This window comes from Streptomyces antioxidans, assembly GCF_000968685.2.
GTDB lineage: Bacteria > Actinomycetota > Actinomycetes > Streptomycetales > Streptomycetaceae > Streptomyces > Streptomyces antioxidans.
Window position 1 is genome coordinate 62,887 of record NZ_LAKD02000076.1, and the last position, 15,072, is coordinate 77,958.

Genomic DNA, 15,072 nt, shown 5'->3' on the forward strand with positions numbered 1-15,072 from the left:
CAGTGTCCCTTGTGGGTAACCAGGTCCCCGGGGTTAGCGTGCGAGCGCGTTCGGACAGCGGGCGTGGAAGAGGAAGACTCGGATGAGCTCAGGAGGCACACATGTCCAGGTCCACGATGCGTGCGGTGGTACAGGACGCGCTCGGCGGCCCGGAGGTGCTGCGTGTGGCGGAAGTCGCACGGCCGGAGCCGCTGCCCACCGAGGTGCTGGTGCGGGTGCGCGCCGCCGGTGTCAACCCGGTCGACTGGAAGACCCGTCAGGGCGGCGGTATGGCGGGCGTGCTGGGCGAGCCGCCGTTCACCCTGGGCTGGGACGTCTCCGGTGTGGTGGAGGAGGTCGGGTTCGGGGTCACCACGCTGGCTCCCGGGGACGAGGTGTACGGGATGCCGTGGTTCCCCCGTCAGGCGGGTGGCTACGCCGAGTTCGTGACGGCCCCGTCCCGTCAATTCGCCCGTAAGCCCGCCACGTTGAGCCATGAGGCCGCGGCCGCCGTGCCGCTGGCGGCGCTGACGGCCTGGCAGATCCTGGTGGACACCGCGAAGGTGGAGGCCGGTCAGCGGGTTCTGGTGCACGCCGCCGCCGGTGGCGTCGGCCACTTCGCCGTCCAGTTCGCCCGGCACCTGGGGGCGTGGGTCGTGGGGACCGCCCGGGCGAGCCGCCACGAATGGCTCGGCCGTCTCGGAGCGGCGGAGCTGATCGACTACACCGAGCAGCGCTTCGAGGACGCGGTGGAGAACGTCGATGTGGTGATCGACCTGCTGGGGGAGGGGCACGACGCCACCAGCACCCGGTCCTTGGAGGTGGTCACGAAGGGGGGACTGCTGGTGGCCGTCCCCGGTGGCGTCAGCCCCGAGCTGCGGGAGGCCGCGGACGCCCGCTCCGTGCGCACCAGCCCCTTCCTCGTCGAGCCGGACGGGGCCGCCCTGACCACCATCGCCGGACTGATCGACCAGGGCGCGGTCGAGGTCGAGGTCGCGGACGTCTTCCCGCTGGAGGAGGCCGCCCGCGCCCACCGCCGTGGGGAGGACGGCCACACCCGGGGCAAGCTGGTGCTCCGCACCGGCGCCTGACAGCCGACGTTACGCCCCACGGCGGGGCGGCCCCTTGATAGATTTCACACACCTAGCAGCCGTTCAACCATATGAATGGGCGTCGATGTCTGACGGAGCACCCCTGCGGATCACGGATGTCACCGTCACCCCGGTCGCCTTCCGCGATCCGGCCCTGCTCAACTCCGTCGGCGTCCACGAACCCTTCGCGCTCCGCTCGATCGTGCGGATCCACACCGACGCGGGCCTGACCGGGCTCGGCGAGACCTACGCGGACGAGCGCCACCTGGAGCGCCTGGCGGCCGTGGGGCACGAGATCGCCGGGCTGGACGCCTTCGCCACCGAGGAGCTGCACCAGCGCGTGAAGCGGGTCATCGACCGCGTGGGCGGCTCCGGCGGCTCCGGGCTCACCGGCATGATCACCACCAGCAGCACCGTCGACCGCGTCGTCTCCCCGTTCGAGGTGGCGCTCCTGGACATCCAGGGCAAGGCCATCGGCCGCCCGGTCAGCGATCTGCTCGGCGGCGCCGTGCGGTCCGCCGTCCCGTTCAGCGCGTACCTCTTCTACAAGTGGGCGGCCCATCCGGGCCAGGAGCCGGACGAGTGGGGCGAGGCCCTTGACCCCGACGCCATCGTGGCGCAGGCCCGCCGGATGGTGGACGGCTACGGCTTCACCGCGATCAAGCTCAAGGGCGGTGTCCGGCCCCCGGAGGAGGAGATCGAGGCGATACGGGCGCTGCGCCGCGCCTTCCCCGGCCATCCGCTGCGCCTGGACCCCAATGCCGTCTGGACGGTGGAGACCTCGGCGAGGGTCGGGCGCGCGCTCGGGGGCGTGCTGGAGTACCTGGAGGACCCCACACCGGGGATCGACGGCATGGCCGCGGTCGCCCGTGAGGTCCCCATGCCGCTGGCCACCAACATGTGTGTGGTCGCCTTCGACGAGCTGGCCCCCGCGGTGGCCGCCGACGCCGTCCAGGTGGTCCTCTCCGACCACCACTACTGGGGCGGACTGCGCCGCTCCAAGCTGCTCTCCGGCATCTGCGACACCTTCGGCATGGGCCTGTCCATGCACTCGAACTCGCATCTGGGCATCAGCCTGGCCGCGATGACCCACCTCGCCGCGGCCACCCCGAACCTCACCTACGCCTGTGACACCCACTGGCCGTGGAAGACCGAGGACGTGATCGTGGACGGCGCGCTGACCTTCGTGGACGGCGCGGTGCCCGTGCCCCGCGCCCCCGGGCTCGGCGTGGAGCTCGACCCCGACGCCCTGGCGCGGCTGCATGAGCAGTACGTCCGGTGCGGACTGCGCAACCGCGATGACACCGGGTACATGCGGCGCTTCGTACCGTCCTTCCGGGCGGACCTCGCCCGCTGGTAGCCCGCCACCACCGCGGCTCACCTCCCGCGATACCTCGATTGAAGGAGGCCGACCCCGGTCACCTGGTGTACCCGGATCTCGGCTAGGCGTACGAAGCCGCAGGCCAGGACCTCTTCTTAGCCTCTGGGGGACGGAAGAAGTCGCCGACCCCGGAAGTGCTGAGTCTTGTCTGCTCCTGCTCCTGCTCCCGCTCCTCGCGCACGGATCACCCCCGACCGGACCGACCGCCGCCGCCGGCGCATGGTGGCCGCGGCGGTCGTGGCCGGACTGACCCTCGGAGCCCTGGCCGCGCCCGCGGCGGGCGCCGCGGACCACCACGCGCGGTACGCCGCGGGGACGGCCGCTCCCCGGGTCGACACCGGCTCTCCGGTGCGGGTGAACCAGGTCGGCTATCTGACCCACGGCCCCAAGAAGGGCACCGTGGTCACCCCCGCCACCAAGCCGCTGACCTGGACGCTCCGGGCCGCCGACGGCACCCAGCGGGCGAGCGGGACCACCACTCCCGCGGGCGTGGACCCCAGCTCCCGGCAACACGTCCAGACCTTCGACTTCAGCGAGGTCACGGACGCGGGCAAGGGGTACACCATCGCCATCGGCGGCAAGAAGAGCGAGCCGTTCGCCATCGGCGACCACCTCTACGACTCGCTGCGCGGCGACGCGCTCGCGTACTTCTACCACAACCGCAGCGGCATCAAGATCGACGCGGATCTCGTGGGCTCCGAGTACGCCCGCCCCGCGGGTCATGACAGGGCGGCCCCCCACCGGGGCGACACCGACGTCCCGTGCGTCAAGGGCGGGTGCGACTATCGCCGCGATGTCGCCGGTGGCTGGTACGACGCCGGTGACCAGGGCAAGTACGTCGTCAACGGCGGCATCTCGGTGGCCCAGCTGATGTCCGCGTACGAGCGCACCCAGACCACCAAGGGCGCCGACGCCGCGTCGCTCGGCGACGGCAGGCTCCGGGTGCCCGAGCGCGGCAACGGCGTCCCGGACATCCTGGACGAGGCCCGCTGGGAGATGGAATTCCTGCTGCGCATGCAGGTGCCGCAGGGCAAGCCGCTCGCCGGGATGGCGTTCCACAAGGTGCACGACAAGCAGTGGACCGGATTCCCGACCCGGCCGGACCAGGACAGGCAACAGCGCGAGCTGCACAAGCCGTCCACCGCGGCCACGCTCAACCTGGCGGCGTCCGCCGCGCAGAGCGCCCGGCTGTTCAAGTCCTACGACCCGGAGTTCGCCGCCCGCTGTCTGCACGCGGCCCGGACCGCGTGGGACGCGGCCAAGGCCCATCCGAAGGTCTTCGCCAGCGACAAGGACTCCACGGGCGGCGGCGCCTACGGCGACCGGTATGTCGGCGACGAGTTCTACTGGGCCGCGGCCGAGCTGTTCATCACCACCGGCGACCACGGCTACGCCAAGGCGGTGCTCGACTCGCCGCTCCACCGCGACCCGGGCGCGCTCTTCCCGCGCGGCGGCGCCATGTCCTGGGCCTCCACCGCGGGCCTCGGAGCGCTGGACCTGGCCACCGTCCCCAACAAGCTCACCGCACAGCAGCGCGCCGAGGCGCGCGCGATGGTGACGAAGGCCGCCGACCGCTACGCCGCGGACTCCGCGAAGTCGCCCTACGGCGTGCCGTACGCGCCGAAGGACGGTCAGTACGAGTGGGGCTCCAACAGCCAGGTGCTCAACAACATGGTCGTGCTCGCCACCGCCCACGACCTGACGGGCAAGCCCCGCTACCTCGACGCGGTGCTCCGCGGCATGGACTACCTGCTGGGCGGCAATCCGCTCAACCAGTCCTATGTCACCGGCCACGGCGAACGGGACGCGCACAACCAGCACCACCGCTTCTGGGCCCACCAGCGCGACCACCGGCTGCCGCGTCCGGCGCCCGGTTCGCTGGCGGGCGGCCCGAACTCCGGGCTGCAGGACCCGGTGGCCAAGAAGAAGCTGAAGGGCTGCGCCCCGGCGATGTGCTACACCGACGGCCTGATGGCGTTCTCCACCAACGAGATCACCATCAACTGGAACGCGCCACTGGCCTGGGTCGCCTCGTACGTCGACGGTCTGGGCGGCGGCACGGCGGAGCGGCCCGGGCACTGACCGGCCCGGCCGCGAGCTGACCCGGCCCGGCCACAACACGCCGCCGCCCACCCGCGTGCTCGGGCGCGGGTGGGCGGCGGACCAGGGAAGCGGGGAGGTCAGTCGGCGCCGAACTCCATCGCGGCGCGGTCGAGCAGCATGTCCTGCCCGGACACGTGCCCGTCCGAGGCGATCGCCTCGGAGGCGCCCTGCGGCATCGCACCGATCAGTCCGGTGGAGGCCGCCTGTGCGGCGCCGATCAGCGCCGGATGCGAGCTGCCGACCATGCCGAGACCGGCGTACTGCTCCAGCTTGGCGCGCGAGTCGGCGATGTCGAGGTTGCGCATGGTCAGCTGGCCGATCCGGTCCACGGGGCCGAAGGCGGCGTCCTCGGTCCGCTCCATGGAGAGCTTGTCCGGGTGGTAGCTGAACGCCGGTCCCGAGGTGTCCAGGATGGAGTAGTCCTCACCGCGCCGCAGTCGCAGGGTCACCTCGCCGGTGATCGCCGCACCGACCCAGCGCTGCAGCGACTCGCGCACCATCAGCGCCTGCGGGTCCAGCCAGCGGCCCTCGTACATCAGCCGGCCGAGGCGGCGCCCCTCGCCGTGGTAGGTGGCGAGGGTGTCCTCGTTGTGGATCGCGTTGACCAGCCGCTCGTACGCCGCGTGCAGCAGCGCCATCCCCGGCGCCTCGTAGATGCCCCGGCTCTTGGCCTCGATGACGCGGTTCTCGATCTGGTCGGACATGCCCATGCCGTGGCGCCCGCCGATGGCGTTGGCCTCCAGCACCAGATCGACGGCGGAGGCGAACTCCTTGCCGTTGATCGTCACCGGGCGGCCCTGCTCGAAGCCGATCGTGACGTCCTCGGCCGCTATCTCGACGGACGGGTCCCAGAACCGCACGCCCATGATCGGCTGGACGATCTCGATACCGGTGTCGAGGTGCTCGAGCGACTTGGCCTCGTGGGTGGCGCCCCAGATGTTGGCGTCGGTGGAGTACGCCTTCTCGGCGCTGTCCCGGTAGGGCAGGCCATGGGCGAGCAGCCACTCCGACATCTCCTTGCGGCCACCGAGCTCGCTCACGAAGTCGGCGTCCAGCCACGGCTTGTAGATCCGCAGGGAGGGGTTGGCCAGCAGGCCGTAGCGGTAGAACCGCTCGATGTCATTGCCCTTGAAGGTGGAGCCGTCGCCCCAGATCTGCACATTGTCCTCGAGCATGGCGCGCACCAGCAGGGTGCCGGTGACCGCCCGCCCGAGCGGAGTGGTGTTGAAGTAGCTGCGGCCGCCGGAGCGGATGTGGAACGCCCCGCAGGCGAGGGCCGCGAGCCCCTCCTCCACCAGGGCCGCGCGGCAGTCCACCAGCCGGGCGACCTCCGCGCCGTACGTCGTGGCGCGCCCGGGGACCGAGGCGATGTCGGGCTCGTCGTACTGGCCGATGTCGGCGGTGTAGGTGCAGGGCACCGCGCCCTTGTCGCGCATCCACGCGACCGCTACCGAGGTGTCGAGGCCGCCGGAGAAGGCGATCCCGACGCGTTCGCCGACAGGGAGGGAGGTGAGAACTTTGGACACAGCAGGAGTATGCAGTCTTACGCATGATCATGCAAGGCTCCCTGCTAATGACCTTGATCTACACCTCGTTCCCCGCGCTCCGCCGGGCCGGGAACCGGGGCGCCCGGGCGGAGCGCGGGGGTGAGGGTCACGAGGTCAGATACGCCTCCACCTCACTGACCTGGGCCGCGGGCCAGCCCGTGTTGCCGGTCACATTGAGCCTCACGTAGCGCACACTGGTGCCGCCGGGGAGGGCGACGGTGACCTTGTTGCCGCTCGCCGGGTCGAAGCGGTAGCCCTGCGGGCCCACCACCGTCGCGTACGAGGAGCCGTCGGTGCCGCCCAGCACGGACAGGGTCTGGGTACGGGCCTCCCACGCCGTGGCGGGCGGCAGCTTCAGCACCAGTCGGCGGACCGCCTGGGCGGAGCCCAGGTCCACGGTGAGGGCCTGCGGAAAGGCGTTGTTGGCCGACTCCCAGTAGGTGTTGGCGTCGCCGTCGACCGCCTTGCCCGGGGTGTAGACGTCCTGGGAGCCGGTCGCGGTCGCCGGACGGCCCTTGGCGAGGTTGCGGCCCGGGTCGGGATCCGGGTTGCCCTGGCCGGGCTGGGGCCAGGAGGAGCAGTCCTCCCAGGTGCTGCTCCAGCCGGAGTTGCCGCCGCCGTCGTTGAGGCTGAAGGTTCCGGAACCGGCCGGGAAGGGGCAGTTGTAGACGCCCGCGGCACCGACGCTGGAGGCCGTGACATCGCTGAACTTCGCCGCCCCCTGCGCCTCGGCCTGGACGACGACCGTTCCGGGGTTGGCCACGGTCGCGCCGGACACATTGACGTTCTTGACCGGGTAGCCGCTGCCGCCGCCGGAGACGAACTCGAAGGCGCTGTACGGGCTGTCGGTGATGGTCGTGTTGGTGATGTTGACGGTGGCCTCGATCGCGCTGTCGTAGGAGTCGACGCGCAGGGCACCCATGGGGTGGTTCCAATTGGGGTTCATGGCGCCCGCGCGGACCAGCGTGTTGCCGTCGACCGTGATCGTGCCGGCCAGCGGATGGAACGGGTCCAGGAACTTCTGGTTGGAGATGGCGATACCGCTGCCGAGGGCGTTGGTGTCGGAGATCAGGTTGTTCTTGACCGTGATGTCCGTACCGCCGTAGATCGCGATGCCATTGGCGAGGTTCGGCTGTGAGATGGTGTTGCTCTCGAAGCTGCTGTTGGTGTCCGGGGCGTTCAGCGACCACATGGCGAGCGAGTCGTCGCCCTGGTTGCGCAGGAAGTTGTTGCGGACCCGCACGCCCTTGGCGGAGCCGTTGAGGTTGAGGCCGTCGGCGGTGGTGTCGAGGATGCGGTTGTTCTCGACCACGAGGTTGTCGTTGTTGCCGGTCAGCCAGAGTCCGACCTTCAGGTGCTGCAACCACATGCCCGACACGCTGGAGCCCGGGCCGAGCGAGCCGTTGACGAAGTTGTCGGGGTTGGAGTCGACGCGCTCGGTGACCTCGCCGATCACCGCGAAGTCCTTGATGTGGACGCTGCCGGACGAACTGGTCTGGTCGATGAACCGTGAGGTGTGCACGATGGAGTGCCAGCTGCCCGCGCCCTGGAGGGTGACGTTCTGGACCCCGTTCAGCGAGGAGGTCAGCTTGTAGTCGCCCGGCGGGATCCAGACCACTCCGCCCTGCGCGGCGGCGATGGCGTCCCGGAACGCCTGGGTGGAGTCGCCCTGCCCGCTGGGATCGGCGCCCTTGGAGGTGACGGAGACCGAACCGGAGGGCTGTGTGGCGGCCCCCGCGACCTGCTCGAAGTCGGCCACGTCCACGGTGACCTGGGTGCTCGCGGCCTCGACGGCGACCTTGTCACCGGCCTGGACGTTCTGGCCGAGCAGCACCCGGGCGTTGTCGTAGAAGTGGTGGGTCTTCGCCCCCGCGATCCAGCTGGTGTCCACGTACGAGTACTTGGACGTGACCGCGATGGTCTTGGCCAGCTTGGTGCCGTTGACATAGACGTTCAGCGTGCCCGACTGCCCGTCGGGCACGTTGTAGGCCACGTTCACGGCGTTGGCCGCGCGCGGGACGGTGAACTCCACGCGCTGGCCGGAGGAGAGGCGGACGGCCTGGCGGCCGGACGCCTCGGAGGCGAGCGTGGCCTGGGTGAAGTCGGGGCCGATCTTCGTCCCCGTGGTGCTGGCCGACTCGGCCTCGACCGAGGTGAACGGCAGCGAGGCACCCGCGGCCGCGCGTGCGTGTGCGGCCGTGGGGGTCAGGGTGACGAGCATGCCGCCCGCGAGGGCGACGGCCACGCCGATCGCCGACAGGCGTGTGGTGGATGCCGATGCGGTACTGCTGCGGTGCATGTGCCGATCCCTTCGTGGTGGGGGTGGTGGGATAGCGCGGTGCGGTGGTGGCGGCTCAGCGGAGCAGCCAGGCCGCGGTGTCCTGTGGCAGGTGGCCCCGGTCGTCCAGCGGGCCGCTGGTGAGCAGAAGCCGGGAGCCGCCGTCCAGCTCGGCGGGGGTGGCCGCGAGGTTGACCACGCAGACCAGGCCGTCCGTACGGGCGAAGGCCAGGACACCGTCGGCCGAGGGGAGCCAGGTCAGCGGCCCGTCGCCGAAGCCGAGGGTGGTGCGGCGGATGCGGATCGCCGCACGGTAGAGCCCGAGCATCGAACCCGGGTCCGCCAGCTGCAGATCGGCCGCGTACGCCGCCCAGTGCGACGGCTGCGGCAGCCACGGCTCCCCGTGCGAGCCGAATCCGGCGTACGGCGCCTCCGCCGCCCACGGCAGCGGCACCCGGCAGCCATCGCGGCCCGGGTCGGCGCCACCGGAGCGGAAGTGCATCGGGTCCTGGATCCGGTCGCGGGGGATCTCGGCCTCGGGCAGGCCCAGTTCCTCCCCCTGGTAGACGTAGACGGCGCCGGGCAGGGCCAGCGACAGCAGGGCGGCGGCCCGCGCCCGCCGGGTGCCGAGGGTGAGGTCGGTGGGTGTGCCGAAGGCCTTGGTGGCGAAGTCGAAACCGGTGTCCTCGCGTCCGTAGCGGGTCACCGTGCGGGTCACGTCGTGGTTGCACAGCACCCAGGTGGCCGGCGCGCCCACCGGGGCGTGTTCGGCGAGGGTTTCGTCGATCGACGTCCGCAGCCGCCGGGCGTCCCAGGGGCAGGCCAGGAAGGAGAAGTTGAAGGCGGTGTGCAGCTCGTCGGGGCGCAGATAGCGGGCGAAGCGCTCACTGTCCGGCAGCCACACCTCGCCGACGAAGACACCGCCGTACTCGTCGGCCACCCCGCGCCAGGAGCGGTAGATGTCATGGAGCTCATCGAGGTCGACATACGGATGGGGATCGCGGCCCTCGACGAAGTCGGGCAGCCGGGGATCCTTGGCCAGCAGGGCGGCCGAGTCGATGCGCACCCCCGCGACACCCCGCTCGAACCAGAAGCGCAGGATGTCCTCGTGTTCCTGGCGTACGGCCGGATGGGCCCAGTTGAGGTCCGGCTGCTCGGGGGCGAACAGATGCAGATACCAGTGGCCGTCCGGCAGCCGGGTCCACGCCGGGCCGCCGAACTCCGAGCGCCAGTCGTTGGGCGGCAGTTCACCGTGGTCCCCGCGGCCCGGGCGGATGTGGAAGAGCTCGCGTTCGGCGCCGCCCGCGAGGGCTCCGCGCCACCAGGGGTGCTGGTCGGAGACGTGGTTTGGCACGATGTCCACGATGGTGCGGATGCCCAGCTCACGGGCCTCGGCGATGAGCTTCTCCGCCTCGGCCAGGGTGCCGAAGGCCGGATCGATGGCGCGGTAGTCGGCGACGTCATAGCCACCGTCCTTCATGGGCGACTGGTACCAGGGGCTGAACCACAGCGCGTCGACGCCGAGTTCGGCGAGGTACGGCAGCCTGGCGCGGACGCCCGCGAGGTCGCCGGTGCCATCGCCGTCCCCGTCGGCGAAGCTGCGTACGTACACCTGGTAGATGACGGCGGAGCGCCACCAGTCGTGCGGTGTCCGGGCAGGGGTGGGCTGGGCCACGGTGGGAGCCTTTCTGTCGAGGGGGCGGTGTCAGCCCTTCGTGCTGCCCGCGCTGATCCCGGCGATGATGTGCCGCTGGAAGACGAGGAACAGCGCGACCATCGGGATGCTGGCGATGACCATCGCGGCGATGAGCACGGTCAGTTGGATGTTCTGCGACAGCTGGACGAGCGCCACGCTGATCGGCTGCTTGCCGGTGTCGGAGAAGACCATCAGCGGCCACAGGAAGTCCTGCCACACCGCAACCAGCGCGAAGATCGACACCACGCCGAGCACCGGACGCGACATGGGCAGCACGATCGACCACAGGGTGCGCAGCCTTCCGGCGCCGTCGATCTCGGCGGCCTCCAGGACATCGCGCGGGATCTGGTCGAAGAACCGCTTCAGGAGATAGAGGTTGAAGGCGTTGGCGACGGCGGGCAGCCAGATCGCGAGCGGGTCGTTGAGCAGGCTGGTGTGGATCAGCGGCAGATCGGCGACGGTCAGGTACTTCGGCACGACCAGTGCCTGGGCCGGGACCATCAGCGTGGCCAGGATGCCACCGAGGATCACCCTGCCGAAGGCGGGCTTCAGCTTGGACAGGGCGTAGGCGGCGGCCGTGCAGAAGACCAGCTGGAACATCCAGGCGCCGGTCGCCTGGATCACCGTGTTCCACAGGTGCCGCGGAAGTTGCATCAGGTCCCAGGCGTCGCCGTAGCCGCTGAGGTGCCACTGCTCGGGGACGAGGGTCGGCGGGGTCTTCGCCACCTCGTCCGGCGACTTCATCGCACCGGTCGCCATCCAGTAGACCGGGAAGAGGAAGGCGATCGTGAACAGCACCACCACGGCGGTGAAGACCGTCCAGTAGACGGCCCGGCCGCGGGGGCGGGCCAGGGCCGCGGGGGAGACGAGGGTACGGGTGCTCATGAGCCGTCCTCCCCGGAGCGGGTGAGCCGCAGATAGAGGGCGGAGAAGGCGCCGAGCAGCACCAGCAGCATCACGCTCAGCGCACAGGCGCCGCCGAAGTCGTTGTAGAGGAAGGCGTACTTGTAGATCAGGTAGAGGACGGTGACCGTGGCGTTCTCCGGGCCGCCGCCGGTGATCACGAACGGCTCGGTGAAGACCTGCATCGTCGCGATGATCTGCAGCAGCATCAGCATGAGGATCACGAACCGCGTCTGGGGGATCGTGACGTGGCGGATCCGCTGCAGCAGGCTCGCGCCGTCGAGTTCGGCCGCCTCGTACAGCTCGCCCGGGATGGACTGCAGCGCCGCCAGGTAGATCAGGACGGTGCCGCCCATATTGGCCCAGGTGGCCACGATGACGAGGGAGACCAGGGCGGTGTCGGCGCCGTTGGACCAGTTCGAGGTGGGCAGGTGGGCGAAGCGCAGCGCCTCGTTGGCCAGCCCGGCGCCGGGGTCGTAGAACCACTTCCACAGCAGGGCGCTGACCACCGGCGGGATCATCACCGGCAGATAGACCACGACCCTGAAGAACGCCCTGGCGTGCCGGAGTTCATTGAGCACGAGGGCGAGCAGGAACGGGATGGCGAAGCCGATGAGCAGCGCCAGCAGGGTGAAGGTGAGGGTGTTCCGCCAGGCCGCGGTGAATTCCGGATCGTGCAGGACCCGGGTGAAGTTGGCGGTGCCGACCCATTCGGGGGACGAGCCGGGGGTGTACTTCTGGAAGGCGATCACGACCGCACGGATCGCCGGGTACCAGGAGAACAGTGCGAAGCAGATCAGGCCGCCGAGCAGAAAGCCATAGGCCCTGACCTGGTCGGTGAGACGGCGCCGCCCCCGACCCCCCGCCGGGGGCGGCGCCTGCACCGGGTGGACGGCGATCGCCTCGGCGGGCGGCCGCGCAGCGGTCTTGGTCATCGGGTCAGCCCCGGGCCAGAATGCTGTCAATCTTGCCGGAGGCTTCCTTCAGGAGCTGGCCGACATCGGCGTCCTCCTTGGTGAGGACGGCGGAGACGGCGCCGTCGAGCACGGAGTAGATCTGCTGGGCGTGCGGCGGCTCGATCTTCATCCGCAGCTTCTGGTTGCCGTCGAGGAAGCTCTGGTAGTTGCCCACGGGGACATTGGCGTTGGCCTTCTTGATCCGCTGGTCCTTGGCGTCGGCGGCGCCGGTGAACAGCCGCGGCTCGGGCAGGCCCACCGGGGCGTGCCGCTTCTTGGCGCGGACGTAGTCGCCGAGGAAGCCCTGGCCCGGGGTGAGGAACATGTGGTCGAGCCATTTGAGACCGGCCCGGATCTGGGCGGGCGAGTCCTTCTTCTGGAACATGTAGCCGTCGCCGCCGATGAGCGTGCCCTTGCCACCGGGCATGGGGGCGATGGCGAGATCCTTGTAGTTGCCGCCCTTCTCCTTCACCAGGATCGGGAGGTTGTCGGGGGCGGCGAGGTACATCCCCAGCTTGCCCGAACCCATCAGCTGTTGGGCGTCGTTGATGACCAGGAGCTGTTTGCTGCCCATCGAGTCGTCCGTCCAGCGCATCTCGTGGAGGTTCCGCAGGACGGCGCGCGCCTCGGGGGTGTCGATGGTGGCCTTCTTGCCGTTCGCGCTGACGACGTCGCCGCCCTGTGAGTACAGCTCGGCGGTGAAGTGCCAGCCGCCCTGGTTCTGCGCGCTGTAGTCCGCGTAGCCGACCGTGCCGCCGCCCAGCTTGGCGATCCTCTTGGCGTCGGCGCGGACCTCCTCCCAGGTCATCGGCGGCTTGTCGGGGTCGAGTCCGGCCTTCTCGAAGAGCTTGCGGTTGTAGATCAGACCCATCGAGTAGCCGGTGCGCGGGATGCCGTAGATCTTGCCGTCGACCGTGTAGATGTCCCGCAGCTGCTTGCTGAGCGTGGGGTAGCTCTTCAACTCCTTGACGTACGGGGTGAGATCGGCCGCCTGGTTGATGTCGACCACGTGCCGGGCGTCGGTGAAGTACGTGTAGAAGACGTTCTCCATCTGGCCACCGGCCAGCTTGGCGTCGAACGTCTTCGGGTCCTGGCACGGGAACGCGTCATGCGCGACGACGTCGATGTCCGGGTTCCGCCTCTCGAAGGAGGCGATGTCCTCCTCGAAGAACGTGCGGTCGACCTTGGCGCTCTTGGGCGGCATGCAGTTGACCGTGATGCGCGTCTTTCCGTCCGCCGACCCGTCGTCCGACCCGCCGCAGGCGGTCAGGGCGAGGGAGAGCGTGCTGAGCGCGATGAGAGTGCGGCAGAACCCGGTGCTTCTCATGGGTGGACCCCTCTGTACAGGAGCAGGGAAGCCCCACGGCCGCGAGCGGGGCGCACACAACCGTGAGTGCGCCGCACACTCAAGCACCGTCAACAGGACGCCGCAAGATGTCGCGTAGATTCTGTAATTATTCAACTGTGCTGCGAATACGGTGGATTGAGCCTGCCGACCGACTGCCGACCGCTTACGACGGGCCCCCATCTGACCCCCGCGGCGCCTGGGCGGTGGAGCCGCGCACCACCAGCTCCGGCTCGAACAGCAGCTCCTCCGCCGGTACGGCCACCCCGCCGATCTGCGCGTTCAGCACCTCCACCGCCGCCCTGCCCATGGCCTCGATGGGCTGGCGGACGGTGGTCAGCGGCGGCTCGGTGCAGTTCATGAACGCGGAGTCGTCGTAACCGACCACGGATACCTGCGACGGCACGCCCAGCCCCCTGCGGCGCGCGGCCCGTACCGCGCCCAGGGCCAGCGGGTCGCTGGCGCAGATGATCCCCGTGACGCCCCGGTCGATCAGCCGGGAGGCGGCGGCGTGGCCGCCCTCGATCGAGAAGATCGCCCGGGCCACGAACTCATCCGGGAGATCGTCGGCGACCGCCCGCGCGGCGGCCAGCTTGCGTGCTGAGGGCATATGGTCGCCGGGCCCGAGCACCAGCCCGATCCGCTCATGGCCCAGCGAGGCCAGATGCCGCCACGCCTGCTCGAGGGCCACGGCGTCGTCGCAGGAGACGCCCGGGAAACCGAGGTGCGCTATGGCCGCGTTGACCAGCACCACCGGAATATTGCGCTCGGCCAGCAGCCGGTAGTGCTCGTGCGGGGCGTCGGCCTGCGCGTACAGCCCGCCCGCGAACACCACCCCGGAGACCTGCTGTTGCAGCAGCAGGGCCACGTAATCGGCCTCCGAGACCCCGCCCTTGGTCTGGGTGCACAGCACCGGAGTCAGTCCGAGCTGTGCCAGCGCCCCGCCGATGACCTCGGCGAACGCCGGAAAGATGGGATTTTGCAGCTCGGGCAGGACCAGCCCCACCAGCCGGGCCCGGTCGCCCCGCAGCTGGGTGGGCCGCTCATAGCCGAGGACGTCCAGCGCGGACAGCACAGCCTGCCGGGTGGCTTCGGAGACCCCGGGCTTGCCGTTGAGCACCCGGCTGACCGTGGCCTCGCTGACACCGACCTTCTTCGCCACTTCAGCAAGTCGTCGCGTCATGCACGCAAGCGTAGCGCAAGAAACGCAAGTCGCTTGCGTAACAGGGGTGGAGAAGGTGTGAGACGCGGTTTCGACCGCGTCAGTCGGATGAAGGTCGTGGGTGCTGTGCGACCGCGGACGTCAGGAGCCGAGCCGACCGCCGGTCAGCCGGGCCAGCGGGCCGCGGCGACGAGCCGCCCGCCTGCGCAGGACGACCGCGGTGGTGGCGCCCGCCGCGGCGGCACCGGCACCGGCGACGGCGGCCAGGACCTTACGCGTCTTGATCATCACCCAGGCCGAACCCGCCGCCGCGGCCGCCTTCTTGGGCGCCTCGGCGGCCACGGTGCGACCGGTGGTCACGGCCTTCCCGGCGGCCACCTGAGCCTTGTCGGCGGCGACATGGGCGGTGTGCGCCGCGGTCGTCGCCGCTCCGGCAGCGGCGGTCTTCGCCGTGCTCTCCGCCTTGCCCGCGGTGTCCTTGGCCTTTTCCGCGGTCTCCTTGGCCTTGGTGGCGGTGGCCTTCGCGTTCACATGGGTGCTCTGGGCAGTGTGTGCGTTCTTTTTCTCGGTCATGTTGACCGCGTTACCACTCGACCCGACAGCAAACCCGGGCCGAGTGTCCCGGATTATC

General features: G+C 70.2%; 11 protein-coding genes. 3 read left to right on the forward strand and 8 right to left on the reverse strand.

Annotated elements, in window-relative coordinates:
• Positions 1-101 precede the first annotated feature (101 nt).
• The 3 genes from VT50_RS26240 to VT50_RS26250 all read left to right on the forward strand — a co-directional run bounded on the left by VT50_RS26240 (position 102) and on the right by VT50_RS26250 (position 4,533).
• Positions 102-1,070 carry an NADP-dependent oxidoreductase gene (locus tag VT50_RS26240; protein WP_046085585.1) on the forward strand — a complete coding sequence of 323 codons (969 nt, stop codon included), beginning with the start codon at positions 102-104 and terminating at the stop codon, positions 1,068-1,070.
• Between the two features lie 85 nt (positions 1,071-1,155).
• Complete coding sequence (locus VT50_RS26245; RefSeq protein WP_046085586.1) at positions 1,156-2,430, forward strand: glucarate dehydratase family protein; 1,275 nt, start codon at positions 1,156-1,158, stop codon at positions 2,428-2,430.
• Between the two features lie 240 nt (positions 2,431-2,670).
• On the forward strand, positions 2,671-4,533 hold the full coding sequence (locus VT50_RS26250) for a glycoside hydrolase family 9 protein (RefSeq protein WP_079343890.1): 1,863 nt from the start codon (positions 2,671-2,673) through the stop codon (positions 4,531-4,533).
• A 98-nt stretch (positions 4,534-4,631) separates the two neighbouring features.
• Here VT50_RS26250 and argG read toward each other — a convergent pair whose 3' ends face one another.
• The 8 genes from argG to VT50_RS38650 all read right to left on the reverse strand — a co-directional run bounded on the left by argG (position 4,632) and on the right by VT50_RS38650 (position 15,014).
• Positions 4,632-6,080: an argininosuccinate synthase gene (argG, locus tag VT50_RS26255; protein ID WP_046087966.1), complete on the reverse strand. Its 1,449-nt coding sequence runs from the start codon at positions 6,078-6,080 to the stop codon at positions 4,632-4,634.
• Positions 6,081-6,207: 127 nt separating this feature from the next.
• The gene (locus VT50_RS26260) at positions 6,208-8,400 is read right to left on the reverse strand and encodes a discoidin domain-containing protein (RefSeq protein WP_046087967.1); all 2,193 of its coding nucleotides are present in this window, start codon (positions 8,398-8,400) and stop codon (positions 6,208-6,210) included.
• Positions 8,401-8,455: 55 nt separating this feature from the next.
• Positions 8,456-10,054 (reverse strand): glycoside hydrolase family 13 protein, encoded by a 1,599-nt coding sequence (locus VT50_RS26265; RefSeq protein WP_046087968.1) that lies wholly within the window; start codon positions 10,052-10,054, stop codon positions 8,456-8,458.
• Between the two features lie 30 nt (positions 10,055-10,084).
• Positions 10,085-10,960 (reverse strand): carbohydrate ABC transporter permease, encoded by an 876-nt coding sequence (locus VT50_RS26270; protein WP_046087969.1) that lies wholly within the window; start codon positions 10,958-10,960, stop codon positions 10,085-10,087.
• Positions 10,957-11,913 (reverse strand): carbohydrate ABC transporter permease, encoded by a 957-nt coding sequence (locus VT50_RS26275; protein ID WP_046087970.1) that lies wholly within the window; start codon positions 11,911-11,913, stop codon positions 10,957-10,959. Before VT50_RS26275 ends, VT50_RS26270 begins: the two co-directional genes overlap by 4 nt.
• Before the next feature lie 4 nt (positions 11,914-11,917).
• Positions 11,918-13,261 carry an ABC transporter substrate-binding protein gene (locus tag VT50_RS26280; RefSeq protein ID WP_046087971.1) on the reverse strand — a complete coding sequence of 448 codons (1,344 nt, stop codon included), beginning with the start codon at positions 13,259-13,261 and terminating at the stop codon, positions 11,918-11,920.
• Between the two features lie 184 nt (positions 13,262-13,445).
• On the reverse strand, positions 13,446-14,462 hold the full coding sequence (locus VT50_RS26285; RefSeq protein ID WP_206269486.1) for a LacI family DNA-binding transcriptional regulator: 1,017 nt from the start codon (positions 14,460-14,462) through the stop codon (positions 13,446-13,448).
• Positions 14,463-14,582: 120 nt separating this feature from the next.
• Positions 14,583-15,014: a hypothetical protein gene (locus VT50_RS38650; RefSeq protein WP_046087973.1), complete on the reverse strand. Its 432-nt coding sequence runs from the start codon at positions 15,012-15,014 to the stop codon at positions 14,583-14,585.
• Positions 15,015-15,072 lie beyond the last annotated feature (58 nt).

Coding starts and splice junctions, on each gene's coding strand:
- VT50_RS26240 (WP_046085585.1), top strand. CDS start 102: ATGTCCAGGTCCACGATGCGTGCGGTGGTACAGGACGCGCTCGGCGGC.
- VT50_RS26270 (WP_046087969.1), bottom strand. CDS start 10,960: ATGAGCACCCGTACCCTCGTCTCCCCCGCGGCCCTGGCCCGCCCCCGC.
- VT50_RS26260 (WP_046087967.1), bottom strand. CDS start 8,400: ATGCACCGCAGCAGTACCGCATCGGCATCCACCACACGCCTGTCGGCG.
- VT50_RS26250 (WP_079343890.1), top strand. CDS start 2,671: ATGGTGGCCGCGGCGGTCGTGGCCGGACTGACCCTCGGAGCCCTGGCC.
- VT50_RS26285 (WP_206269486.1), bottom strand. CDS start 14,462: ATGACGCGACGACTTGCTGAAGTGGCGAAGAAGGTCGGTGTCAGCGAG.
- VT50_RS26245 (WP_046085586.1), top strand. CDS start 1,156: ATGTCTGACGGAGCACCCCTGCGGATCACGGATGTCACCGTCACCCCG.
- VT50_RS26275 (WP_046087970.1), bottom strand. CDS start 11,913: ATGACCAAGACCGCTGCGCGGCCGCCCGCCGAGGCGATCGCCGTCCAC.
- VT50_RS26280 (WP_046087971.1), bottom strand. CDS start 13,261: ATGAGAAGCACCGGGTTCTGCCGCACTCTCATCGCGCTCAGCACGCTC.
- VT50_RS38650 (WP_046087973.1), bottom strand. CDS start 15,014: ATGACCGAGAAAAAGAACGCACACACTGCCCAGAGCACCCATGTGAAC.